The organism is Paenibacillus sp. EC2-1, from assembly GCF_049311625.1.
GTDB lineage: Bacteria > Bacillota > Bacilli > Paenibacillales > Paenibacillaceae > Paenibacillus_AQ.
Genome location: NZ_CP186006.1, coordinates 4,066,321 through 4,092,287 on the forward strand (window position 1 = coordinate 4,066,321; position 25,967 = coordinate 4,092,287).

Consider the following 25,967-nt stretch of genomic DNA (forward strand, 5'->3'; position numbering starts at 1 on the left):
TCATAACAGCTTCATTATACCCATCAAAATTAATAAGAACGCCGGCAGATATGAGAAATATCTCATACCACCTTTCGAGGCAACTCGAAACCCTGTCTTCATTCCAAGTACAAGGAACACCCCACTAAAAAGTGCAACGACCATAGACGTTAATAATGGAGAGAAGCCGAGCATCGCTGCACCTAATCCCGCACCAAAGGCATCCAGTGATAAGGCAATTCCTAACCACATAGCCTCCCATGACGAGATGCTACCGGAGTCATCCAGATCCGCGCGAGATGGACTTCTTAATATTTGAATCACAAGACCAAGCTTACGAATTTCCAATTGAAATACAGCAAGTGGAGGCTGAGCATCCGTCCCCTCCACCAAGACGGATTGATCAGCTTTAGGATCTTGTGACGACACCTGTTCTGTCTCGAGCGTTCGCTCATGTGAGGACCTGATTTGCTGAATGAAGGACCACCCACCTAGTGCAATCAGTATGACTGCACCGATCATTGAAGCGACTTCAGGGGAGAATATGCGCTGCAGCAATGCCCCTGCCTGCATAGAGACATTAAGGACTAGACCAGAACATAGCGAAATAATAATTACCGATAACAATGGAATTTTCGTTTTACGCAGCCCGTATGTAATGCCGGCTCCAAAGCTATCCAGGCTCAATGCCAGTGCCAGCAGTACAGGTGCAAAAAATAGACTAAGCACCCCTTCCCCCTCCTCCGGCCAAATACGTCTGTCATTCACACGTCTTCGGCTAGTTCTAGGAGTAGTATATGGGCAGGGGATAGGATGGGTGCATGCCTATTCGCTCAGCTTGTCTGGTTGACAGCGAGGACAGAAATGGGTGCCACGTCCACCGACGACCGTCTTTGTAATTGGCCCCCCACAATTGTGGCAAGGCTCGTCCTTCCGACCGTAGATACGTAAACTATGTTGGAACATCCCCATCTCACCTTGTCCGTTAACATAAGACTTAATCGACGATCCGCCTGCTTCTACGGCCTCTGTTAACGTATCGATGATCGCATGATAAAGGGATTCTAGCTCGGCATCAGTTAATGTATTAGCCGTCCTTTCTGGGTGTATTCCTGCCCGAAAGAGCGCCTCATCCACATAGATATTACCAATACCTACGACATATGCTTGATTTAACAAGACAACCTTAATCCTTGTTTTTTTGCTTCCTATGATTCGTTTGAACTCATGTAGGGTGAACGTTTCATCTAACGGTTCGAATCCCAATTTAGAGAGCGGAGGACTACTAAATTCCTCACCTGGCGCGAACAAATGCATGGTTCCGAACTGACGAACATCTTTATAACGCAGCTCGGTTCCATCATCAAAATGAAAAATAACATGGGTATGTTTCTCCACCGGTTCATCAGAGGCGTAAAGTCCATATCGTCCCTCCATCCGAAGATGAGAAACAAGCACTAGCCCGTCCAGTTTAATTCTAAGAAACTTCCCCCGTCTTTCAACACCTTCTATGGTATGTCCCTGAAGCATGAAAGCAAACGCTTCGATATCGTCAGGACGCTGTATAATCCGTGGTAAATTTACTGTGACTCGTTCTATATGTTTACCCTTAATAAGTTGATTAAGGGTTCTTTTAACAGTTTCTACTTCCGGCAATTCCGGCATGATGTCTTCACCTCTATCCCATTATAACGGATGCGAAGCGTCAGTCGCCATCAAGGTTTTATGGAAAAAGCCTTCCCGCACCCTTTACTTCGCCTCGTACCAATTCTCACCATAGCTTACTTCCGCTTTTAATGGAACGGCTAGCTTGAGCGCCTTACTCATCACATCTGGCACAAGTGCCTTCATCGTTTCCATCTCATCTTCCGGCACTTCGAATACCAATTCATCATGTACTTGAAGTAGCATACGACTCTTTAACTGACGCTCGTGCAGTGCTGCATCCATATGAACCATAGCCAATTTAATAACATCAGCTGCTGTACCTTGAATTGGCGTGTTCATAGCGGTCCGCTCAGCGAATGATCTGAGATTAAAGTTACTTGCATTGATCTCAGGCAAATAACGTCTACGCTCAAGCAGTGTTTTGACATAACCATCCTGCTTCGCTTGTTTCACAATCTCATCCATATAACGGCGCACACCTTGGTATACTTCAAAATACTGATCGATAAACTTAGCAGCTTCTTTACGCGTAATGTTCAAGTTCTGGGACAAACCGTAGTCACTAATTCCATACACGATACCGAAGTTAACAGCTTTTGCAGAACGACGCATGTTGGAATCCACTTCTTCCTCACTTACACCGAATACATCCATCGCAGTTTTCGTATGAATATCCATATCATGCAGAAAAGCTTCTTTCAGACGGTCGTCATCAGAAATATGTGCTAGAACCCGAAGCTCGATCTGGGAATAGTCCGCTGCGAGGATAGACCAACCCGGCTCAGAAGGCACGAACACCTTGCGAAGCTTACGACCCTCTTCCAGCCTAATCGGAATATTCTGCAGGTTCGGATACTGACTGCTCAGTCGGCCTGTTGCCGCAATCGTCTGACGGTAGTACGTATGAACTTTCCCCGTTTCGCTCGAAATCTCCTTCAGAAGCCCTTCCACATAGGTAGACTGTAGTTTTGCAAGCGTTCGATATTGAAGAATATGCTGGACGATCTCATGATACGGTGCGAGCTTTTCAAGAACTTCTGCATCTGTGGAGTATCCTGTCTTCGTCTTCTTAACTACAGGAAGCTCAAGCTTCACGAATAGGATTTCACCCAGCTGTTTGGGAGAATTCAAATTGAATTCTGTTCCAGCAATTTCATATATTTTCTCAACAAGCGTTTTGATCTGTTCTTCAAATTCTTTTCCAAGCTGCTTTAGAGCATCCACATTGACCGCAATTCCCTGTTTCTCCATATCGGCTAGAATACGGGATAGCGGCATCTCCAGATCGTAGAAAAGTGGAAGCATCTCGTTATCTTTCAGTTCCTGTTCCTGCCGAGGAATGATCTGGGCTACGGCTTCACATTTTCGCGCCAGATGTTTGCTGAGTATCTCTTCATCTGGTATTTTATACTTCGCTCCCTTACCAAATATATCGTCATCCGAAGTAAGGAATGAGAGACCATATTTCGCTGCTAGACCGCTAAGGGTCTGATTGTTATCCGTTGGATCAAGTAAATAAGCAGCCAAGTGAACATCAAAAGACGCACCCGCAAATGCAATTCCTTGCCAGTGCAGGGCCAAGTCGATCCGGTGAAGATCGTATCCGCGCTTGGGCACATTACTATCTGCCAGCCAGTTCCGAATTGGTTCTGCTGCTGCATCCTTAAGTACCTCGAACGGAATATAATAATAGAGTGTTTCAACTGAAAGTACGAGGCCCGTCACACTCGCATGGTGCGGATTATCCCCATGTGTCTCCACATGCATGAATTGCACCTTTTTCAGAGACTCAGATACTTCGGGTAGTAAGTCCACATCTACCGTGACCACTTCAACTTCGACTTGTGGGTGATCCTGTTCAGAAGACCCGGTACCGCCCGCGTCTAGCTTAAGACGTTCTAATAAGGATTTAAACTCTAGCTTTGCGAGTGCAGGGCCAGCCGTTTCCTGATTTAGACCATCGAATTGCATATCTTCCCATGATTGTTCCAAAGGAACCTCACGGAAAATCGTCGCGAGCTTTTTACTAAGGATAGCGGATTCTGCGTTAGTCTCAATTTTTTCTTTCATTTTACCTTTAAGCTCACTCGAACGCTCCAAGACCTGTTCAACAGACCCGAATTCATGGAGCAGCTTAAGAGCAGTCTTCTCCCCAACCCCCGGTACGCCAGGAATATTATCGGAAGCATCGCCCATTAAGCCCTTCAAATCAATAATTTGCTCTGGTGTTAGACCATAACGCTCCTGTATTTGTGCAGGACCATATGATTCAATCTCGGTAACCCCTTTACGCACCATCGCAATCTCCACATGATCAGAGGCTAGTTGGAGCATATCCTTATCCCCGGATACAACCATAACTTTACGGCCCTCTTCATCAGCCAATCTTGTAATCGTACCGATAATATCATCCGCTTCATAACCTTTGATCTCGAACTGAGGTACTCCTAGTCCTTGTAAAAGCTCTTTCAATAGAGGAAACTGTCCAGAAAGCTCTGGCGGAGTTTTCTCCCGCTTCCCTTTATAATCTTGAAAATCTGCATGACGAAATGTCTCTTTTCCTGCATCAAAAGCAACCATCATATGTGTAGGCTTATGCTCGTCAATAAGACGGAGCAGCATCGTAGTAAATCCATAGACTGCGTTCGTCTGTTGCCCACTTGCATTCGTAAGTGGAGGCATCGCAAAAAACGCACGATAAATAATGTTGTTTCCATCAATCACAATCAACTTGTCCATTCAGGCACCTACCCCTTTATAACTTCCTTCCCACATGATAACATAGGTTCCCCTCAAAACCGAAGACTAGGGGACAATACCCTGTATATTTATAGGATAAACCCATGATTCACTCTATATTCCTTCTCTATCCCTACAAAAAAACGCCGGCTTTCGCCGGACGTTCTTGGTCAATGATTCACTTCATTATTATTGGTTCAGATCAGGTCGATGACCTGTTACCAGATATACCGTACTCTCTCCTATGTTTGTTGCATGATCTGCAATCCGTTCGATATAGCGTCCTACCATCACAAGCAGCATCGCTTGGTTCGCAGATTCCGGGTCACCCGTCAGGTGTGAGAACAGATCATGAAGGATAACACTGTACAGGTGATCCACCTGATCGTCATCCTGTGCCATTTTGTAAGCCAGATCTGTATTCTCCGTCAAATAAGACTCAATGGATTCCGCAATCATAGCTCGCACGATTTCCGCCATACGTGGGATATCCACAAGCGGCTTAATGAGCGTCTGCCCTTGCAATCTAATCGTAACTTTGGCCACGTCACGCGCTAGATCACCCATTCGCTCCAGGTCACTTGCAATCCGAAATGCAACAAGAATACGGCGGAGATCCTTCGCTACAGGTTGCTGCGTTACAATTAGACGAGAACCGATGTCCATAATTTGCTCTTCCATCGCATTCAGCTGCGCATCGAGCTTAACCACATTCTGAGCTTTGTCTACGTCCAATGTTTGTAGTGATGATACAGCTGCTACAAGTGCCTCCTCAGTATGCCTGCTCATATCCTGAAGCAATGTTTTCAGTTCATCGAGCTGTTGATCAAACTCAATTCTCCGGATCATAATATCATGCCCCTCCCATTCTTCTTTAACGTTTCATTAGCCAAAACGACCAGAAATATAATCCTCTGTACGCGCATCAGATGGTGTTGAGAACAATACATCCGTATCCGCAGATTCGATCACTTCACCGTTCAGGAAAAATACCGTGCGCCCAGAAATACGCGCAGCTTGATGCATATTATGAGTGACCATTACAATCGTATATTTACTTTTCAACTCTTGAACTAATTCCTCAATTTTAAGTGTCGAGATCGGGTCTAGTGCTGAAGTGGCTTCATCCATCAGAAGAATATCAGGCTGAACCGCAAGAGCACGTGCAATGCACAAACGCTGCTGTTGTCCCCCGGACAGACTAAATGCTGAGCGCTTCAAGTAATCTTTCACTTCGCCCCAGAGTGCTGCCTGCTTTAGACTTTGTTCTACGATTCCATCCAGCTCTGATTTATTACGAATTCCATGAAGCCTTGGTCCGTAAGCGATATTGTCATATATCGATTTCGGAAATGGATTCGGTTGCTGGAACACCATGCCGACCTGTTTACGCAAGGCCTCAACATGGACCTCTTCACTGTAGATCTCCGTGCCCCCAATCTGCACACTGCCTTCAATTCGAGTACCTGGGATCATGTCATTCATCCGGTTTAGCGTACGAAGCAATGTTGATTTACCACAGCCAGATGGACCGATAAATGCCGTTACTGTCTTCTCAGGAATATCAAGATCAACATTTTTAAGTGCATGATACGCTTCATAATATAAGTTTAATTTCTCAATATGAATAATAGGTTCCATAGAATAATCATGTCTCCTTTTTCTGAACATTCACGATATGGATATGGCTGATTTGTCTCAAGTATTAGGTGTTCTTCTGATATTTGTTCCGCAGCCAAATGGCAGCCAGGTTCATAAGGAACAACATAATTAGTAACAGGATAATACCTGATGCAGCTAGATCATGGAATTCCTCACTTGGTCTTGATACCCAGTTGAATATTTGAATCGGCATAACTGTGAATGAATCCAGTAGATTTTCTGGCAAAAAGGCAACATAGGTAAGGGCACCAATCATAATCAGTGGTGCTGTTTCACCGATCGCACGGGACAGCGCAAGAATAACCCCTGTCATAATCCCCGGCATCGCAGAAGGCAGTACCGACTTCGCAACGGTTTGCCATTTTGTAGCCCCAAGTGCGTAAGATGCATCTCTTCGGTTTTTAGGAACAGCACGAAGTGCCTCTTGTGCAGATACAATAATAATAGGGAGAACGAGTAACGTCATGGTTAATACACCGGACAACAGGCTTCGTCCAAGACCCATCCCCCGTACAAAAATCGCGAGTCCAAGAATACCATATATAATAGAAGGAACGCCTGCGAGTGTACTAATATTTAGCTGAATTAGACGCACCCAGCGGTTTTTCCCTGCGTACTCCTCCAGGAAGATCGCGGCCCCCACACCCAGAATGAATGACAGAGGCGCCATGAGCAGCAGGAGATAAATCGTACCTACAATCGGAGACTTCATTCCTGCTCGTTCGGCCACACGCGAAGGATAATTCGTAAAGATTTCCGGTGATAGTCTGTGAAGACCATCCGCGAGGATCGATACAATTAAAGCCATCAAGGCTACAATACCGATACTTGTACAGATCAGAAAAACAAGATGCAAGATGCGGTCGCCACGGCGTCTTCTAGTAATCCCTTTGGTTTCTCCCAGATTCATAGATTCCATCTAGTATTCCTCCCTGAAGCGGCGAGCAACCCACTGCGCCAAGATGTTAAGTAAAAAGGTAATCACAAAGAGTGTCAGACCTACGGCAAAAATCGTCCCATATTCAACCGTTCCCCGCGGAACGTCTCCATTGCTGACTTGAACAATATAAGAAGTCATCGTCTGAATGCTATTCAGCGGATTAGCCGTCAATTGTGGCGTAGCCCCTGCAGCAACCGTAACAATCATCGTCTCTCCGATGGCACGTGAGAAAGCTAACACGAATGAGGATACAACACCCGACATTGCTGCTGGGAGCACAATCTTAAGTGCCACCTCGAAACGAGTTGCACCAAGCGCATAAGCTCCATGTCGCAGACTCTTCGGAACAGCGCGCATCGCATCTTCGCTAAGTGACGAAATCATAGGTAGCACCATAATTCCTACAACAATACCTGCACTGAGTGCGTTGAAGATGCCCATATCCGGAAATATCTTTTGTAGTATGGGTGTGACGGTCTCTAGCGCAAAATAACCATACACAATTGTTGGTACACCAGCTAGAATCTCAAGTATGGGTTTCACAACTCCCCGAACTCGGGCAGGCGCATATTCATTCAAATAAATAGCGGATGCCAAGCCGATAGGCACTGCGAATAAAATCGCAATGCCTGTAATCAGCAATGTGCCGCCCAGTAGGGGCAGCACGCCGAATTCTTTTGGGGAGAGAATAGGGCTCCATACCGTTCCTGTCAAGAAGGACCAGACCGGTACTTCCTTGAAGAAAATGATGGATTCCTGTAGAAGTGTGTACACAATACCAATGGTGGTGAAGACCGATAGCACCGCGCACAATCCTAGAAAAATCGGGATGATTTTATCAGATAGGCGCGTTTTGCCTCTGCGAAATGTCATCTTTCCGGCACTTTCCACCACGGATGATGTTTTATTCATTCTCCTCTTCCCTTTCTATATCATCACTAGGGATGCCCTGTGACTTATTGAGCCAATTTATCTTTTTCTTTCTGGTACTCTTCATCTGGAAGAGCTACGAAGCCGACTTCACTTGCCAGTGCACCAGCATTACTCAGGTAGAAATCCATGAAAGCTTTTACTTCAGGACGCTCTAACTCCTTGTCACTTACATAGATATACAATGGACGGGACAATGGAGCGTAGCTGTTGTCTTTAATGGTCTCAGCACTTGCTGTTACTGTAGCTGTTCCATTGTCAATTGGAATCAATTTCAACTTATCTTTGTTCTCTTCGTAGAAGGAGAAACCAAAGTAGCCAATAGATTGTTTATCACCTGCTACACCCTGCACAATTGCATTCGTGTCAGCACTAAATGTAATTTGGCTGTCATTACGGCTCACTTGAGCTTCACCGTTAATGACTTCAGTGAAATAATCGAATGTTCCGTGATCTGTACCTGGAGAGTAAATTTTAATTTCTTCAGCAGGCCATCCTTCGCGTACATCAGCCCATGTCTTTACTTTACTGTCTGGTTCATATATTTTCTTGAGTTCATCAATGGTAAGTTTATCGATAAAGTCGTTCTCAGGGTTAACCACAACGGCAAGACCGTCATATGCTACCGTAACTTCGTGGTATTCAATGCCTTTTTCCTTCGCTTCCGCCGCTTCTTTATCTTTGATAGGACGGGATGCGTTTGTAATTGCAATTTCACCATTCAAGAAACGTTTAAAGCCTGCGCCTGTTCCACCTGTTCCGATCGGAACGCGTACATCTTTATTCTCTGCACCAAACTCTTCAGCGATAGCTTCTGTCATCGGATGAACCGTACTTGAACCATCAATTTCAATCGTTCCGGAGAGTGCAGTTGATGCGCCATTCTCGCCTTCTGTTTTCTTGTCTCCGCCTCCACAAGCTGCGAGCACTGTGCTAAGCATCATGATCAATACGAGAATTCCTGCGCTTTTACGACCCCTGTTTCTAAACAAACCTATCCACTCCTTAAAATCTGGTCTCTTGTAGTATCTTTTGCTTACTTACATTTTCAATCTTAATCCCCGAATGTAATTTCAGTTATCGAGAATTGTAAACTCTGTGTAAAATCATTAATAATTTAGTAGACTGATAGATTCAGCATTAGAATCATAAGAGATACTTTCGTTCATGCCCGCTAATTCTTCCCTTACACGCTTTACCTGAATGGCTGCTTTTTCAGCCATATCATAAGCCTGGTTCCCAGCATCCTTAACTTCCAAAACGACTTGTTCCATCTGAGTGAACATTCTCCCGCCTTCAGCAACAATACGCTCACAGGCACGAATTTCGGTTAGATTATGATCTGTAGCGGTGGCTGTTTCTTGTACAAGATGTTGAATATATGTGAGAAGACTAGAAATATCCGTGGCCAAACTTCGGGTCTGCTTGGATAAATTCTGTACTTCCCCTGCTACGACTTGAAACCCTCGTCCATGCTCCCCGGCATGCGCAGCTTCAATTGAAGCATTAATAGCAAGTAGACTACTATGATCAGCCAGCTCACTGATCTGCTTCGTCATGGAAGAAATATTCTGTGCATTCTTCAAAAGCTCAGTAACAAAACTAGCTCGCTCTTCCATGTCGCGTACAAGCTCGCTATAAGATTCACTCACTTGTTGCAAGTTCGTTCTACCCGTCTGTGACCATTTCTGCATTCGTTCACTTTTGGTGCGTGTTAAATTCGCTTTTTCAGCTACTTGACTTAAAGACACTTCAATCTCATAAGTATGACGACTGCTCTCACCCAAAATATACTCCCGCTTGTTCTCCGCTTCGATCTGCATCATCGTGGATAATTGCAATAAATCCTTCACTGTAAGAACACCAAGCAACTGATCCTGATCCAGAACAAGCACACAATCGTAGAATTGTGACTCTGGCCTCTGCAGTGCTTTCTGGAGAAGATGAGACAACGAGTCCGAAATATCCACGGCCATAGGATTCATGTTTGTAATATATGAAGCTGGTCTTGGGTCATAGATTTCTCTGAAAAACCTGCCACTCATCCGGTGGTAAAATGCTTCTCGCATGATCAATCCTTCCGGTTTTCCGGACTCTTGACAATAGACAATACACGGAGCCTCAGTGTCCTTCTTGAACTTGTCCATCACTTCACGACAAGTTTCATCCTTCCCAATGATTGGGACCGTTCTGCATAATAGACGCGCTGATATTTCGCTGGTCTGGGGATGGGTTAACTCTGTGCACATTGCATTAACCGTATTTAAAGTGTCATCTGTCCTAAGCTGAAGCAGCGTCATGCAGCCCCACTCCTTTAACTAGTTCTTAAGACGCATCTTAACGAACGAGTATTATCGTACTGTTACGGGAATGTAAACGGAATGTAAACACATAATTATTTCTTTCAAAAATATGCAAACAAAAAAGAACTCATCATTTATGTTAAATGATGAGCGCTTTTTTTCGGGTTCACGACCAGCTTATATCCTACTCCACGGATCGAATCAATAAAGACTGAATCCGGATCAAGCTCAAGCTTCTTACGCAGGGAACTAACATGAACATCGACGGTACGTTGACCGCCAATATAGTCAAACCCCCACACCACATTCATAAGATCATCCCGTGTAAGAACTACCCCTGGCTTTCTTGCCAAATATAACAATACCTCAAACTCCTTAGGCCGCAGATTAATATTCTGTCCACCCAATCGAACCTCGTATTTATCAGGATAAATCTCGAGTTGGCCTAATACTATGACATTAGTATGCTTGTCAGTCTCTTTTACTTCTTCAACATGTCCAGATACTCTCCGCATGACAGCTGTAACTCTTGCCAATAACTCTGATACACCAAAGGGCTTCGTAATATAGTCGTCTGCTCCCATTTTGAGCCCTTGTACTACTTCTTCCTCCGCATTTTTAGCCGTTAAAATAATAATTGGAGTCGTTATACCTTGTTGACGCAGCTTTTCCAGAATCGAAAATCCATTCATTCCAGGAAGCATCACGTCTAGTAAGATCAGGTCAAAGGAATGTTCACATGCCCGGTCATATCCAGCCGTTCCATGCTCCTCCACCGTGACTTCAAAGCCTTCTTGTGTCAAATTGTATGATAGAAGCCGTGAAAGTGTCGGTTCGTCCTCAATAACAAGCAAACGTTGAGCCATGTTAACCCCGCCCTTAAATCCATTATTTTATAATTCGTTATTTATAACACTTGTACCAGTATATCAACGGAATGTTATCTCTATGTTAAATCATAACCGCCTCATCAATCATTTTCCTGTAATAAAGGCATCTCAATGATGAATGAACTTCCAAGTCCAAGCTCACTTTCCACTTTGATCGTACCGTGATGCAAATCAACTAGGTGTTTTACAATCGATAAACCAAGTCCAGTACCGCCTGAGCTTCTTGACCGAGACTTATTTACGCGATAAAACCGTTCAAAAATCCGTGGAAGGTCTTTTTTAGGAATACCCAGACCCGAATCTTTCACAATAAACTGGACCGTGTCACCATGTTCATGCACATGCATATCTCTAACGATAAGCTGGACCCTCCCGCCTTCCTGTGTATAGTTGATGGCGTTGGATAAAAGATTCGTAAATATCTGTCGTAGTTTATCCTCGTCTCCCTCCAAGAACAGCTCTTCCGGCACTTCCATATGCAGGCTGATGCGTTTTTTATTCGATTCAGGCTGCATAAACTCAACCAGGGATTGAAAGAATGGGAATAAATGAATCGGTGAGTATTCCATCGCAATTCGTTTGGATTCAATCTTAGACAGCTCCAAAATATCACGAATTAATCGGTTCAAGCGCTCAGATTCATCATATATAATCTGCAAGAATGATCTTGATGTCTTCTCATCCTCGACGCCTCCAAGTAAAGTCTCTGCAAAACCTTTCACTGCGGCTAGTGGAGTCTTCAGTTCATGGGATACGTTCGCAACAAATTCGCTTCGCATACGTTCCAATCGCCTAATATCCGTCACATCCTGCATCAAGAACAGCATTCCTCGATATGATCCATCATCTTGTACCATCGCTACTCCGTCCATTCGCACAATGGACTCAACAGGGTAGTACAGATTACGTTCTTCCCGAAAATTCGTTCGATGCTCCAGCCCTTCTTCGATGAGCTTAGTCAACTCGTAATGCTGCCTCAACTCTCTATAAGGTTTACCCGTTACATGCTCTGCCTTCACGCCCAGCATTTCCTCTGCTGCCCGGTTTACCAGTACAATGCTTCCATCATAACTAAGCATTAGAATACCGCCGGTCATGTTATTAAGCACACTTTGGAGTAAATCTTCATTATCTCTTATTGTTTTCAGTTGAGTTTGAAGACTATCTGCCATCCCATTGATCGCTAAGGATAACTGTCCAATCTCATCTTGGCGATTAAGCTGAACACGGGCGTCATAGTCCTGTCTCGTAATCCGCCGGGCTACACTTGTGATTTTCTCAAGCGGAGAGGTAAGACTTGCTGCAACTCTGTAACTGACAAATGCCGCAATAATAAACAGAACAATGATTCCAGCGCCCATAACCGTCCAGCCTTGCCGCACACCTTGATCCACTTCTTTCAAGCTCATCGCCAGCCGGATATACCCATCAAAGCTGCCTTGCTTTACAGGAATGGCAACATAGATCATATCTTCTCCAAGCGTGCTACTGTAACGTATTGTACTTCCTAATCCTTCTGTTTCAGCTTGCATCATCTCTTCACGATGGGCATGATTATCCATAGAAGCAGGATCACTTTCGGAATCACCGATGACTGTTCCATCCTTCTGGATGAATGTAACCCTCGCATCAGCCAATGTTTCAAACATTTGCGATTTCTCAGTATAGTACGAAAATTTCTGATCCCCTGTTAGCGGTGGGAATTCCATCGTTGCCTGGATCAACTTGATCTCACGCCCCATATTTTCTTCCTGCAGACCAATGTGAGAACTCTTAAATACATTTGCCATAGCCAAACCGGCACCGAGCATGGATAATCCAATAAGTGTCATCATAATGAGCGTTAATCGATTACGAAACGGTTTCATCAATCTCTTCCTTTAACAAATGTAATATGTTCTGAATTGAACTTACTGAACAAAGCATGGACAATTGTGGCAACCGGTTGTTGGAACATGATGGACAGAACAACAGGTACCGATGCCTGAGGTGAAAAATAAGCCGTTGCAAGTACCATTCCAAGTGATATATTCCGCATACCTGAAGCATAAGTCTGTGTAACTTGTTGCATCCGATTACGGCTGGGAAGAACATAACTGCCGTAATAACCTAACGCATAACATATGCATATGAGTAAGATAACGGTTGGTACAATTCTGACCATCTCTTGCTTCATACTGGCTGCATGAGGCGCAATTGCAGCTGCGTTCAGCATCACGACTAACATGAACGCAATTTTCGATAGGGGCTGAGCAACAGGCGCCGACCACTCTTTAGCTCTTCCTTTTGACAATTCGTATAGCAGAACCCCTACAACTGTCGGAAGGACAACCATTTGAAGCAGATCTACCATAATTGCCTTCATGTCTAAAGACAATGAGTCCCTACCCAGCAGTATTTCCATAAGGGCAGGTACAATCAACGGACTGAGAAGCGTGTCCAACACCACAACAGATAATATAAAAGGCACACTCCCACCTGAACTACCAACCCAAAGTACGGAGGATACACCAAGCGGTATAATTGTAAACAGCACAAGTCCTGTCGTATATTCCGATTGAGATCCGAATACCGCCGCCCCAAGTCCGTATGCTAGTAAAGGTGCAGCTGCATGAGCAAGAAGTAACGTCCATAGTACTGGAAGGGGTTGCTTCATTACCGCACGCAAATGAGAGACACCACAACCAAGTGCCATCACAAGGGTAATATAACCGAACAAATAAGGAATTGAAGATACGAATGGCAGTAGCAGATCAGACAAAAACCAACCTATCACAAGTGAACCGGGTATCAGAATAAATGTATATTTCTCAAACCACGATGCAAATGACAAGCCGAATCGTTTCACAATAATCCCCCTGCGGACTTCAAATCTCGTTTTGTTGTTTATCATAAACCTCATTATATTAATCTGCAACGCTAAGTCTATAAAAAAAGAATCCTTCGACTATATCAGTCGAAGGATTCAAATCCCACGTTATGATTATGTTATATAAATACAGGCTCCTTGAACATTTCAAGTTTCGCTGCTGAATCTTTACTCACATCCGCATGCAGACTGTTGCCGTGTGAATCCATCGTAACAATCGCGGCAAATCCGTCTACTTCCAAATGCCACATCGCCTCAGGGATTCCGAATTCCATAAAGTCAACGCCATTCACATTTTTAATACACTCAGCATAATACTGTGCGGCACCACCAATGGCATTCAAGTACACACCACCATGCTCTTGAAGAGCTTGGAGCGTCTTAGGCCCCATTCCCCCTTTACCAATGACTGCGCGAATGCCGAATTTTTTCAAAATATCACCTTGATATGGCTCCTCGCGAATACTTGTCGTGGGCCCTGCTGCCTTTACATGCCATCCATCTTCATCCTGTAGCATCACAGGACCACAATGATAAATGACGGCGCCATTCAGATCCAGAGGTGCATCGTGATCCATTAAATGTTTGTGTAACGCATCTCTACCTGTGTGCATCTCACCTCGAATGACAACCACATCTCCTACACGAAGGCTGCGAATCTGTTCCTCACTAATCGGTGTTTGAAGAACAATCTCCTTACCATCACGCTCTGATTCAACCATAACAGTTGTCTCAGATGTAGCAGCAGTAACCGCATCGGTCTCCGTATCCGTCATTCGAATTCCGTTCCCCGTTTCATACAGCCATCCCTGAATTTCTCCGTTCTCCGCTTCAATTAGAACACCCTGACGGCGGAACGCCCAGCAGTTATAAGCAACTGAAACAAAGAAACTAGCTGGCAGACGATTCATTGCACCGACTTTGCAGCCGAGAAGTGTAACCTCTCCACCAAACCCCATCGTTCCAATACCCAGCTTATTCGCATTATCCAACACGTACTCTTCAAGTTTCTGCAGATCTGGATTTGGATTCACATCTTCTATATGTCGGAACAACTGCTGTTTTGCGAGCTCATAGCCAGTTGTACGATCTCCCCCAATGCCAACCCCGATAAACCCAGCACTGCAACCTTGCCCCTGTGCCTGATACACAGAGTGCATAATGCATTTACGAATACCATCCAGATCTCGGCCAGCTTTACCCAGCCCCTCAAGTTCTGTAGGCAGACTGTACTGGATATTCTTATTCTCACATCCACCGCCCTTTAATATCAGACGAACATCTATGGTATCCTGTTCCCACTGTTCAAAATGAATGACTGGTGTGCCTGGTCCTAGATTGTCTCCGCTATTCTTACCCGTTAGCGAATCTACAGAATTCGGGCGCAGCTTTCCGTCTTTAGTAGCTCGAATTACCGCTTGGTAAATATCCTTCTTCATTTGAATTTGGTTCGCACCTACAGGAGTATGTACAACAAAAGTCGGCATACCTGTATCCTGACAGATCGGCGAAACTTGAGTCTCCGCCATTTCAATATTTTGCGCGATCGTTGCGAGTGCCAATCCGGCACGGGTAGCAGCATCCTCTGCATCACGTCCACGTTTAACCGCCCTGCGCACATCTCCCGGAAGGTTCGTCGAGGTTTCTACTATGAGTCGGTATACGCTCTCTTCAAAATGCTTCATATTTGTTTACTTACCCCTTTCTTTTCTGAACAGTCAGTTATGTAACTCCATGTTGAAATATTTATAATTTGTCCTATGGTCTATCATACCAAAAAGTGCGTGAAAGGGTTTACTTTAAATTTACTAATCTATCAAAATACTTGTCCGTCCTATGTGCAAACAATACTCTCAATCACCCATCTAATGCGGAACCTTTTAGTTATAGCAAAAATAAGACCCTATCTTATCAGATTTATAGATAAGATAGGGTCTTATACGCCTTACATTCTTGCTCTATGGTTAGTTACATCACTATTATAGAATAATCCATGCACTACCCGTTAATAACTTCTCCACCATTTATATGAATGATCTGTCCACTAACGTAAGATGAATCCGAAGAAGCCAAGTACACATATGCCGGTGCCAGCTCTTCAGGTTGTCCCGGGCGCTTCATCGGCTGACTTGCACCAAATTTACTCACTTCATCTTCTGTAAATGTAGATGGAATAAGCGGAGTCCATATAGGTCCAGGTGCTACTCCATTAACCCGTATCCCTTTATCAACAATATTCAAGGATAGGGAGCGAGTAAAGGATACAATGGCTCCTTTAGTAGCCGAATAATCAATCAGATTAGGACTACCGCGATAAGCAGTAATTGAGGCTGTATTGATAATCGCACTACCTTGTCCCAAATGCGGCATTGCTGCTTGTGTCATATAGAACATACCTAGAATATTTGTACGGAATGTTCGTTCTAATTGATCTTTAGAAATATCCTCTATCTTCTTCTGTGGATGCTGCTCAGCCGCATTATTCACGAGAATATCCAGCTTCCCCAATTGTTCAATCGTCTGTTTCACAGCTTCCGAGCAAAAGGTATCATCTCCGATATCTCCTGCTATGAGGATACACTTCCGTCCCTCCTGCTCCACTTGGCGCTTAGTCTCTTCCGCATCTTTATGTTCACTTAGATAAACGATAGAAACATCTGCACCCTCCTTAGCATAAGTGACGGCAACAGCTCTACCAATACCACTATCACCACCTGTGATCAAGGCAACCTTACCATCAAGTTTACCAGCAGCTTTGTACTGACTGGACTCATACTTCGGAAGTGGATTCATTTCTGTTTCGGATCCAGGACGATGATTTTGATGTTGTGGAGGTAGCGTTTGTTTTTGTCCTTCTTGTGGCATATTACATTTCTCCCTTCAAGTCAGTAAAAGTGTTTATACAATCATAGCTATTATTCCCTATTACGATACTTTAGGCACAGGCATATTAATCACAACAGCTTACGATATGTTAATTACCACATTACATAAAAATTAAACGTCTCTTCTCTAGGAGAAGAGTTCGTAATAGAGAATACAACAACAAAAAGACCGCTCCATTAATAGAGCGGTCTTTACTGGAAAACTTATTTATACAACGGGTAAACCATGAAATAAATCATAACAAGCAAGAGAATAGCAAGCACGATACTGAATGTACGAAGCTTAGCAATATCAGCACCTACTTCACGTTTTTCACGAATGCCAGCAAGTGCATTCTTCAGTGGCTTACCCATAATGCCTCCAAGAGCAAACATGGCAAGAAGAATTAGAGTAATGATAATCATCCAAGCTACTGAATACTCACCCTTCGACATCATATAACCACCCGTGATGAGCTGAATAACCAAGCCATATTGAGCAAATCGATTAGCCACACGAACGGTGTTGATTCCACCTTCTTTAGCGCCTAAAGATAATTTTTGAAGACCACTTACGATGAACGGCAGAATTAAATAAAAACCAAGAGCAGCCGTACCAATCATATGTAGCAGCATAAAAACACCATACATATCCTTATTCCTCCAATTCGAATTAGTGTGATATTTGTTATATCCTTTACACATTCCATATTATACTGAACAAATGATATAAAGAAAAGCAATCCCGCCCCTCAATTGTGGAACGGGATTGCTTTGTCATTCATTCGTCATAATATATGGTGGGATATTACAATTTCACTACAGAAGTTACGCTGCGTACCGATTCAGCTGATTTATCGAGTGCAGTCTTCTCAGCTGGGGATAAATCCAGCTCGAATACTTTCTCAATTCCGTCTCCACCCAGAATTACAGGCACGCCCATGAACAGATTGTTATAGCCGTACTCGCCTTCAAGAAGTGCGATGACTGGGAGGATACGCTTCTTATCCTTCAAGATTGCTTCCGTCATCTGGACAAGGGAAGCAGCAGGTGCATAGTAAGCACTGCCGTTCCCAAGCAGATTCACAATTTCGCCTCCACCGACGCGGGCGCGTTGTACAATCTCCTGAATCCGATCCGCAGGAATCAGTGTCTCGATTGGAATACCACCCACACTAGAATAACGAACGAGTGGAACCATGTCATCCCCGTGACCACCAAGAACAAATCCACGTACATCTTCAACGGATACATTCAGTTCTTGCGCAATAAATGTACAGTAACGTGCAGTATCCAGTACACCGGATTGGCCGATTACACGGTTCTTAGGAAAACCTAAGGTATTGTAAGCTACATAAGTCATCGCATCCACTGGGTTACTCAGCACGATAACAACCGAGTTCGGTGCGTACTTCTTTATGTTCTCACATACAGACTTCACAATTCCTGCATTGGTATTAACAAGATCATCGCGGCTCATACCAGGCTTGCGTGCAACACCAGCTGTAATGATGACCACATCGGAATCAGCGGCATCCTCATAGTTGGATGTACCTACGATGTTGCTATCAAACCCTTGAACTGGACTAGCTTCCATCATATCAAGAGCCTTACCTTTGGTTGGGTTGTCGAGTTGAGGAATATCGAGTAGTACAACATCACCCAGTTCTTTTTGCCCAAGCATAAGTGCTGTAGTCGCTCCCGTAAAGCCGGCACCCACTACCGTAATTTTTTTACGAATAATAGCCACGATGCATTGTCCTCCTTACATGTTCTTGATAATTTCGTTCGCGAACTCGGAGCATTTAACTTCAGTTGCACCTTCCATCAAACGTGCAAAGTCATACGTAACGGTCTTATTGTTAATAGAAGTTGCCATACCTTTGTAGATCAGGTCAGCTGCTTCCTGCCAGCCCAAGTGCTCAAGAAGCATTACGCCGGACAAAATAACGGAACCAGGGTTTACTACATCTTTATCAGCATACTTCGGAGCTGTTCCGTGAGTTGCTTCAAAGATAGCATGGCCTGTTACATAGTTGATGTTCGCGCCTGGTGCGATACCAATACCGCCAACTTGAGCTGCAAGAGCATCAGACAGGTAGTCACCGTTCAAGTTCAGAGTTGCGATTACATCAAAATCAGTAGGACGAGTCAAGACTTGCTGTAGAGCGATGTCAGCAATTGCATCTTTAACGATGATTTTACCTGCATCTTCAGCTGCTTTTTGAGCTGCATTCGCAGCATCTACGCCGTCTTTCTCCTTGATGATATCGTATTGTGCCCAAGTGAACACTTTATCGCCGAACTCTTGCTCAGCAACTTCGTATCCCCAGTTCTTGAAAGCACCTTCTGTAAACTTCATAATGTTACCTTTATGAACAAGCGTTACACTCTTACGACCGTGCTTGATTGCATATTCAACAGCAGCACGTACAAGACGTTTCGAACCTTCTGAAGATACTGGTTTAATACCAATACCAGAAGTTTCAGGGAAGCGAATTTTGTTAGCTCCCATTTCATCTTGTAGGAACTTGATCATTTTCTTAACTTCTTCGGAACCTTCTTTGTACTCGATTCCCGCATAGATGTCTTCTGTATTCTCACGGAAAATAATCATATCTACCAACTCAGGACGTTTAACCGGAGAAGGCACACCGTCAAAGTAGCGTACAGGACGCAAGCAAGTGTAAAGATCGAGTTCTTGGCGAAGAGCCACGTTCAGGGAACGGATACCACCGCCGATAGGCGTTGTAAGAGGACCTTTGATTGCTACGATATACTCGCGAATAGCTTCAAGCGTATCATTTGGAAGCCATTCTCCGTATGTATTAAAAGCCTTCTCACCTGCAAACACTTCGTACCAAGCAATACTCTTGGAACCGTTGTAAGCTTTCTCTACAGCTGCATCAAGAACACGCTTGGATGCACTCCAGATGTCGCGACCTGTTCCGTCACCCTCGATAAAAGGAATGATTGGGTTGCTAGGCACCTGCAGTTTACCATTGTCAATCGTAATTTTTTCGCCTTCAGTAGGTAGTGCAAATTTTTCAAGTTTCATAAGTATGAGTTCCTCCTTAAATTTAATAGATTTCTCTAAATCTCCCAAATAAAAACACGGGGAAAGGGCATATCGAAATCCGCCGGCACGGCATTTACCGCTCAAGCGTCTTCTCTGCCCTATTGTACATGATCATCGGTCAATTAGCGAAGATCGATAGGTACATATTGCTGATCCGTCAAGCCAGTGTACTCTGCACGCGGACGAATAATCCGATTGCCATCATACTGTTCAAGAATATGTGCTGTCCATCCGGACACACGGCTAATTGCAAAAATAGGGGTAAACAACTCATGCTCAATGCCAAGTTGTGTATAAACAGATGCTGAGTAGAAGTCTACGTTAGGCTTCAGACCCTTCTGACCTGTCACAGTCTCTTCAATAAGGACAGATATGTCGTAGAGGGTTGTGTCGCCTTTCATTTGTCCGAGTTCACGAGACATTTTTTGTAGATGCTTCGCACGTGGATCGCCGTTCTTATACACCCGATGTCCAAACCCCATGATTTTCTCACGATTGTCCAGCTTCTCTTGAATATAGGACTCCGCCTTATCAAGAGTACCCACCTCGTTCAACATCTTCATAACCGCTTCGTTTGCGCCACCGTGAAGTGGGCCTTTGAGAGCGCCAATAGCAGATGTCACCCCCGAGTAAATATCGGACAATGTAGCCACGGTTACACGGGATGCAAACGTAGATGCATTGAGCTCATGATCTGCGTGAAGTACCAGGGCCTGGTCCAGAGCTTTAATCGAGGTTTCATCCGGTTGCTCGCCTCTCAGCATATAGAGGAAGTTCTCGGCGATAGATACGCCAGCCTTCGGAGCGATTGGCTCCTTGCCTTGACGAACACGAGAAATAGCTGCAATGATGGTAGGCAATTGAGCTTGTAGCTTAATCGCTTTCTTCTCATTGGCTTCACGACTCATGTCATCCGCGGACTCGTCATACAGTGCGAGGGCAGATACAGCAGACCGAAGAGCAGCCATCGTATTCGCATCTTGTGGATACAGCTTGATTTGTTCTATCAGTTTATCCGGAATAGCTGCGAAGTTGCTCAAATCTTGCTGCAACGATTGTAATTCCTGTTCGTTCGGAAGTTTTCCGAACCAAAGCAAATAAGCCACTTCTTCAAAAATAGCATGTTCTGCGAGGTCATCAATATCATAGCCTCGATATGTAAGAACACCATCAACGATCGAGCTGATCGAGGAAGTAGTGGCTACAATGCCTTCCAAACCCTTGGTAGCTGTCATGCATCATCTCTCCTTTATAATCGGGATAAACTGAGTTCAGCATCATGAAAACATTTTCATGAAGCCGGATAATAAAGAATAACCTTGGAAGAGGCCAATAGCCATGATTTAGTCGTAAAACCTCCTCATATCATACTGGATATTGTCTGATATGTGAACAATGACAGAGCATTCTATCATTAAAATGTTTTATCGACTTCATAAACTATTTTTTGAAAGTACTTACAATTCCATTATAACCATGATAATTGTCATTGTCGAATAATGAAATTTTTTCCTGTAATTTCATTCATAGCACTCATAAAAAAAGACCAACCCATCTAATTTAAAAGTCGGGTTAGCCTTCATAAAATAGGGAGTAAAATGAATTAACGACGAAAGATTCTAATCTTTCCGTTCTTCATATTTTTTTTCATCCATAGTAGTAACAGGTATCGATATAGCGGACGAGTTAGTGGAAAGATCATTGTGAATCCTACTATATCCGTTACAAAACCAGGTACGATGAGCAGAATCCCACCTAAGAAAATACAGAGTCCTTCTGCCATAGATGATCCAGGAACCATCCCCGTATTCATCTTCAGCTTGGCATCCTCCATCGCTTTGCGGCCTTCAAATCGCATCATCGCCACACCGATAGCGGAGGTAAGCAGTGTCAGAAGAAATGTGTACATGCCACCGACCCGCTCCGCTACGATAGAAAATCCGAATATTTCAATGGCAGGCAGAAAAATAAAGGCCGCCAGCATCCACTTCCACATATTATCTTACTCCTTTCCTCCCAAAAGAGAACTCCTTAGAGCATCATACAACTTGGGAGCACATTTATCCAGTCTAGCTGGTTTCCAGTCCTTATTTACCCATACATGCTTAGTTGAACCTGTAACCAGCTCGTGACCTGGCAAACGATCCAGTCCTATTCCTATAGTGCTCAATAAGTCGTGTTCTTCCTCCTTCAATCGCCGCACTTCGTATTCATAATGAATGCGTAGTGGAGAAAATTGAGTCATTCGGGTAAACACCGTTACGTGATCATCGTAACGCGCTGGACTTTTATAATGAATATCTAGATCCACAACAGGAAGTAAGACCCCCTCTTCCTCCATCCCACGATAGGTAAATCCAAGCGCACGAATCATTTCAGTTCTCCCAATTTCAAACCAATTCAAATAATTCGCATGGTACACCACGCCCATCTGATCGCTTTCTTGGTAGCGCACACGGAAAGAAGTTGTAAACCATCGACTCCATTGTTGTTTCATCATTCTAGACATCTATTCACCCCATCTATAGAAAAAGCAATGGACGATTACTCGGCCATTGCTTTTATCTCATCTATTGTTACCCAGATCAGTCAACTAGTTCTGAGCAGGGATTTGGCTAACTTTAACCAAGTTTGTAGAACCGGATTTTCCAAGCGGTACTCCAGCTGTGATAACAACCAGGTCCCCTTCTTTAACGATTCCGGATTTTTGACCACCTTGAAGGGCATATTCAAACATCTCATCCGTAGAGGTTGCTAGTTCGCCTTTAACCGGCGTAACTCCCCAAGTCAATGCCAAACGTCTAAGTGTTCTATCTTGAGTCGTTACAGCGACGATAGGAGCCTTAGGACGGTACTTGGAAACCATACGAGCAGTTTGTCCGGATTCTGTGGAAGAAATAATCGCTTTTGCGTTCAAATCCAGTGCAGAGATTGCAACAGATTGGCTGATCGCTTCTGTGATGCTAGTTTCTTGAGCAATACGTTGCTTCAAGAATAGTTCACGGTAGTTCAAAGCGGATTCCGCTTTTTCTGCAATACGGGACATGGTCAGAACGGATTCTACTGGATATTTACCAGCAGCTGTTTCACCTGACAACATGATTGCATCTGTACCATCAAAGATCGCATTGGCAACGTCACTTGCTTCCGCACGAGTCGGGCGAGGGTTACGCTGCATGGAATCAAGCATTTGTGTAGCTGTGATAACCGGCTTACCTGCAATGTTACATTTTTCGATCATGCGTTTTTGCGCAAGAGGTACTTCTTCAGCTGGAATTTCAACACCCAAGTCACCACGAGCTACCATCAAACCATCAGAAGCTTCAAGGATTTCATCGAGGTTGTCCACACCTTGTTGATTCTCGATTTTCGAGATAATTTGTACATGTTCAGCGTTGTGTTTTTTCAACAGTTCGCGAATTTCTAGTACGTCACTTGCTTTACGAACGAAGGAAGCTGCGATAAAATCGATGCCTTGTTCGATCCCGAAAATGATATCGTTCGCGTCTTTTTCAGTAATACCTGGGAGAGAAATGTTCACACCCGGTACGTTTACGCCTTTTTTGCTCTTAATTGTTCCGCCATTGACGATACGGCATTTAATCTCCGTGCCCTGAACTTCTACGACAGTAAGACCGATCAAACCATCATCGATCAGAATCGTTGATCCCGCTTGAACATCTTCCGGCAGCTCTTTGTAAGTGATAGAAATACGATTCTTATCACCAAGGATTTCTTCCGTTGTCAGCGTGATGAATTCATCCTGTACAAGCTCAATTGGTTCTACTTCCAATTTGCCGGTACGGATTTCTGGCCCTTTTGTGTCCAAAAGAATAGCCACCGTTTTGTTCAATTCCTGAGAAGCTTGACGAATCGTTTTGATTCGGTTGCCATGCTCTTCAAAATCGCCGTGGGAGAAGTTCAGACGAGCTACGTTCATGCCGGCCATAATGAGCTTCTTGGTGTTTTCCAACGATTCACTGGAAGGACCGATAGTACAAACAATTTTAGTTTTACGCATTTGGGTTTCCTCCATTTTCCAAGTGTTCTCTATATCTCTTATCCAACAACTAAATCTACTACAAAATTTCTCGTTTGTATAGGAATATTGTCATATCATTCATTTTCTTATACGTTCAATGATCCTCTCAAACGATTGAATCAGGTGGTTCTGACGGTGCAAAATCGAAACTACCGATCTTACGGAACTTCTGATATCGGTCTTCTTTCAGCTCACAAACATCCATCACCGAAAGTTCTTTCAGATGACGAACAAGAGCGTCTTGAATAGCAGAAGCTGTTTCTTCATAACCACGGTGTGCTCCACCTTTAGGTTCTGGAATGATCTCTTCGATCACTTCCATCTCAAGCAAATCTTGCGCTGTGATTTTCATTGCCTCTGCAGCTTGATCTGCTTTCGATGCATCTTTCCAGAGGATGGATGCTGCACCATTCGGCGATATAGCCGCATAAATGGCATGCTCAAGCATCAACACACGGTTACCTACAGCCAGCGCAAGGGCACCGCCGCTACCGCCTTCGCCGATGACCACACAAACAACAGGCACTCCAAGTGCAGACATTTCCCGCAAGTTACGGGCAATTGCCTCGGACTGACCTCTCTCTTCAGCAGTATTACCAGGATAAGCGCCTTTAGTATCAATAAATGTAATAACTGGACGCTTAAATTTCTCAGCTTGCTGCATTAGCCGCAAAGCCTTCCGAAAGCCTTCCGGGTGCGCGCTTCCGAAGAAACGGGCAATATTATCCTTCGTATCTTTTCCCCGTTGCTGGCCAAGAACCGTAACCGGAACACCATTTAGCTTGGCCAACCCGCCAACAATCGCCAGATCGTCACCATATAGCCGATCTCCGTGCAGCTCGATGAAATCCGTAAATACAAGCTGAATTAGATCAAGTGAAGTAGGCCGTTGCTGATGACGGGCTAGATGCATTTTTTGTGAAGGTGAAATGGAGGAATAGATCTCTTCTTCTAGACGACTATAGCGTTCTTCTAAACGAGCAATTTCATCCGTGAAATCTATACCTTTTTCCTGACCGAATTGTTTCAATTCCTCAATCTTCTTACGCATCTCTGCAAGGGGCATTTCAAAAGGAAGTTCGCCTGACATCAAAATCCTCCTTTCGAAGTATGCATTTCGATCAATTTTCCAAGCATGTTACGCAGATCCTTACGATGCACGACCATATCAAGCTGTCCGTGTGCCAAATTGAACTCAGCCGTCTGGAAGTCATCTGGAAGCTTCTGACGGATGGTCTGCTCAATGACGATGCGGCCAGCAAAGCCAAATACCGCTCCTGGTTCGGCAATATTAATATCACCCAGTGTAGCGAAGCTTGCTGAAACACCACCTGTCGTCGGATCGGTAATCACGGATATATACAGTCCACCGCGTTCGTTGAAACGTGACAAAGCCGCACTTGTCTTAGCCATCTGCATCAAACTCAGGATACTTTCCTGCATCCGCGCTCCACCTGAAGTTGAAAAAATAATAAGTGGTAGACCATGCTCTGTCGCATGTTCAATCGCACGTGTTATTTTTTCCCCGACAACCGATCCCATACTTCCCGTGAAGAAGTCAAAACTCATCACAGCGACAACAACGGGCTGTCCAAAAATCGAACCTTTGCCCGTTATGACCCCATCCCGCAACCCAGATTTCATCTGTTGCTGCTCAAGCTTCGCTGCATAGCCTGGAAATTGAAGAGGGTCAACAGAGATCATATCGGCATCAAACTCTTCAATTCCTGTCTCATCCAGCGTAACGCCAATACGCTCCCATGCATTCAAGCGCATGTGGTGGCCGCATTCGGGGCATACCTTCAAATTCTTCTCAAGTTCCTTACTATATTGAATAGTGCCGCATTTGCTGCACTTGTTCATCAGACCTTCCGGTATTTCCCGTTTCGGACGTTCGCCCTCTTCAGGCTGTCCTTCCCGTCCAAGACGTTCCGAAGGAATTGTCGCATATTTTCTTTTTTTCTGAAATAGATCTTTAAACACAACTACACCTCTCCAGCCG

At 44.3% G+C, this 25,967-nt stretch carries 23 protein-coding genes; all 23 read right to left on the bottom strand.

All coding sequences use genetic code 11. The features are described 5' to 3' along the window. The gene (gene ytaF, locus ACK8P5_RS18940; protein WP_422657805.1) at positions 1-708 is read right to left on the bottom strand and encodes a sporulation membrane protein YtaF; all 708 of its coding nucleotides are present in this window, start codon (positions 706-708) and stop codon (positions 1-3) included. Positions 709-804: 96 nt separating this feature from the next. Beyond that, positions 805-1,644: a DNA-formamidopyrimidine glycosylase gene (gene mutM / locus ACK8P5_RS18945; RefSeq protein WP_422657806.1), complete on the bottom strand. Its 840-nt coding sequence runs from the start codon at positions 1,642-1,644 to the stop codon at positions 805-807. An 84-nt stretch (positions 1,645-1,728) separates the two neighbouring features. After that, complete coding sequence (polA, locus tag ACK8P5_RS18950) at positions 1,729-4,386, bottom strand: DNA polymerase I (RefSeq protein ID WP_422657807.1); 2,658 nt, start codon at positions 4,384-4,386, stop codon at positions 1,729-1,731. A gap of 189 nt (positions 4,387-4,575) precedes the next feature. After that, positions 4,576-5,235 carry a phosphate signaling complex protein PhoU gene (phoU, locus tag ACK8P5_RS18955; protein WP_422657808.1) on the bottom strand — a complete coding sequence of 220 codons (660 nt, stop codon included), beginning with the start codon at positions 5,233-5,235 and terminating at the stop codon, positions 4,576-4,578. A gap of 36 nt (positions 5,236-5,271) precedes the next feature. Next, the gene (gene pstB, locus ACK8P5_RS18960) at positions 5,272-6,027 is read right to left on the bottom strand and encodes a phosphate ABC transporter ATP-binding protein PstB (RefSeq protein ID WP_422657809.1); all 756 of its coding nucleotides are present in this window, start codon (positions 6,025-6,027) and stop codon (positions 5,272-5,274) included. 64 nt (positions 6,028-6,091) lie between these two features. Continuing rightward, positions 6,092-6,967 carry a phosphate ABC transporter permease PstA gene (gene pstA / locus ACK8P5_RS18965; protein WP_422657810.1) on the bottom strand — a complete coding sequence of 292 codons (876 nt, stop codon included), beginning with the start codon at positions 6,965-6,967 and terminating at the stop codon, positions 6,092-6,094. Then, positions 6,968-7,900: a phosphate ABC transporter permease subunit PstC gene (pstC, locus tag ACK8P5_RS18970; protein WP_422657811.1), complete on the bottom strand. Its 933-nt coding sequence runs from the start codon at positions 7,898-7,900 to the stop codon at positions 6,968-6,970. Between the two features lie 44 nt (positions 7,901-7,944). Beyond that, entirely contained in the window at positions 7,945-8,910 is a 966-nt protein-coding gene (locus ACK8P5_RS18975; protein WP_422657812.1) for a phosphate ABC transporter substrate-binding protein PstS family protein, read from the bottom strand. A gap of 117 nt (positions 8,911-9,027) precedes the next feature. Further along, positions 9,028-10,218 (bottom strand): methyl-accepting chemotaxis protein, encoded by a 1,191-nt coding sequence (locus ACK8P5_RS18980; RefSeq protein ID WP_422657813.1) that lies wholly within the window; start codon positions 10,216-10,218, stop codon positions 9,028-9,030. 137 nt (positions 10,219-10,355) lie between these two features. Beyond that, positions 10,356-11,087 (bottom strand): response regulator transcription factor, encoded by a 732-nt coding sequence (locus ACK8P5_RS18985; RefSeq protein ID WP_422657814.1) that lies wholly within the window; start codon positions 11,085-11,087, stop codon positions 10,356-10,358. A 104-nt stretch (positions 11,088-11,191) separates the two neighbouring features. Beyond that, positions 11,192-12,979: a two-component system histidine kinase PnpS gene (pnpS, locus tag ACK8P5_RS18990; protein WP_422657815.1), complete on the bottom strand. Its 1,788-nt coding sequence runs from the start codon at positions 12,977-12,979 to the stop codon at positions 11,192-11,194. Beyond that, a complete protein-coding gene (locus ACK8P5_RS18995; protein WP_422657816.1) occupies positions 12,979-13,959 on the bottom strand; it encodes a bile acid:sodium symporter family protein in 981 nt (326 codons plus the stop codon). Before ACK8P5_RS18995 ends, pnpS begins: the two co-directional genes overlap by 1 nt. A 140-nt stretch (positions 13,960-14,099) precedes the next feature. After that, positions 14,100-15,665 (bottom strand): fumarate hydratase, encoded by a 1,566-nt coding sequence (locus ACK8P5_RS19000; RefSeq protein ID WP_422657817.1) that lies wholly within the window; start codon positions 15,663-15,665, stop codon positions 14,100-14,102. A 313-nt stretch (positions 15,666-15,978) separates the two neighbouring features. Next, the gene (locus ACK8P5_RS19005) at positions 15,979-16,845 is read right to left on the bottom strand and encodes an SDR family oxidoreductase (protein ID WP_422657818.1); all 867 of its coding nucleotides are present in this window, start codon (positions 16,843-16,845) and stop codon (positions 15,979-15,981) included. Between the two features lie 224 nt (positions 16,846-17,069). Continuing rightward, positions 17,070-17,495, bottom strand: a complete 426-nt coding sequence (locus ACK8P5_RS19010) for a hypothetical protein (protein WP_422657819.1) — start codon at positions 17,493-17,495, stop codon at positions 17,070-17,072. A 157-nt stretch (positions 17,496-17,652) separates the two neighbouring features. Beyond that, on the bottom strand, positions 17,653-18,594 hold the full coding sequence (gene mdh / locus ACK8P5_RS19015) for a malate dehydrogenase (protein ID WP_422657820.1): 942 nt from the start codon (positions 18,592-18,594) through the stop codon (positions 17,653-17,655). A gap of 15 nt (positions 18,595-18,609) precedes the next feature. After that, positions 18,610-19,902, bottom strand: a complete 1,293-nt coding sequence (gene icd, locus ACK8P5_RS19020; protein WP_422657821.1) for an NADP-dependent isocitrate dehydrogenase — start codon at positions 19,900-19,902, stop codon at positions 18,610-18,612. 143 nt (positions 19,903-20,045) lie between these two features. Next, positions 20,046-21,158, bottom strand: coding sequence for a citrate synthase (gene citZ / locus ACK8P5_RS19025; RefSeq protein ID WP_422657822.1), 1,113 nt, complete (start codon positions 21,156-21,158; stop codon positions 20,046-20,048). A 368-nt stretch (positions 21,159-21,526) separates the two neighbouring features. Beyond that, positions 21,527-21,919, bottom strand: a complete 393-nt coding sequence (locus tag ACK8P5_RS19030; protein ID WP_422657823.1) for an FxsA family protein — start codon at positions 21,917-21,919, stop codon at positions 21,527-21,529. A 6-nt stretch (positions 21,920-21,925) separates the two neighbouring features. Beyond that, positions 21,926-22,432, bottom strand: a complete 507-nt coding sequence (locus ACK8P5_RS19035; protein ID WP_422657824.1) for an acyl-CoA thioesterase — start codon at positions 22,430-22,432, stop codon at positions 21,926-21,928. 84 nt (positions 22,433-22,516) lie between these two features. Next, positions 22,517-23,944: a pyruvate kinase gene (gene pyk, locus ACK8P5_RS19040; RefSeq protein WP_422657825.1), complete on the bottom strand. Its 1,428-nt coding sequence runs from the start codon at positions 23,942-23,944 to the stop codon at positions 22,517-22,519. A 127-nt stretch (positions 23,945-24,071) separates the two neighbouring features. Further along, positions 24,072-25,055: an acetyl-CoA carboxylase carboxyltransferase subunit alpha gene (locus ACK8P5_RS19045; protein WP_422657826.1), complete on the bottom strand. Its 984-nt coding sequence runs from the start codon at positions 25,053-25,055 to the stop codon at positions 24,072-24,074. Then, positions 25,055-25,948: an acetyl-CoA carboxylase, carboxyltransferase subunit beta gene (accD, locus tag ACK8P5_RS19050; RefSeq protein ID WP_422657827.1), complete on the bottom strand. Its 894-nt coding sequence runs from the start codon at positions 25,946-25,948 to the stop codon at positions 25,055-25,057. Before accD ends, ACK8P5_RS19045 begins: the two co-directional genes overlap by 1 nt. Positions 25,949-25,967: the final 19 nt, after the last annotated feature.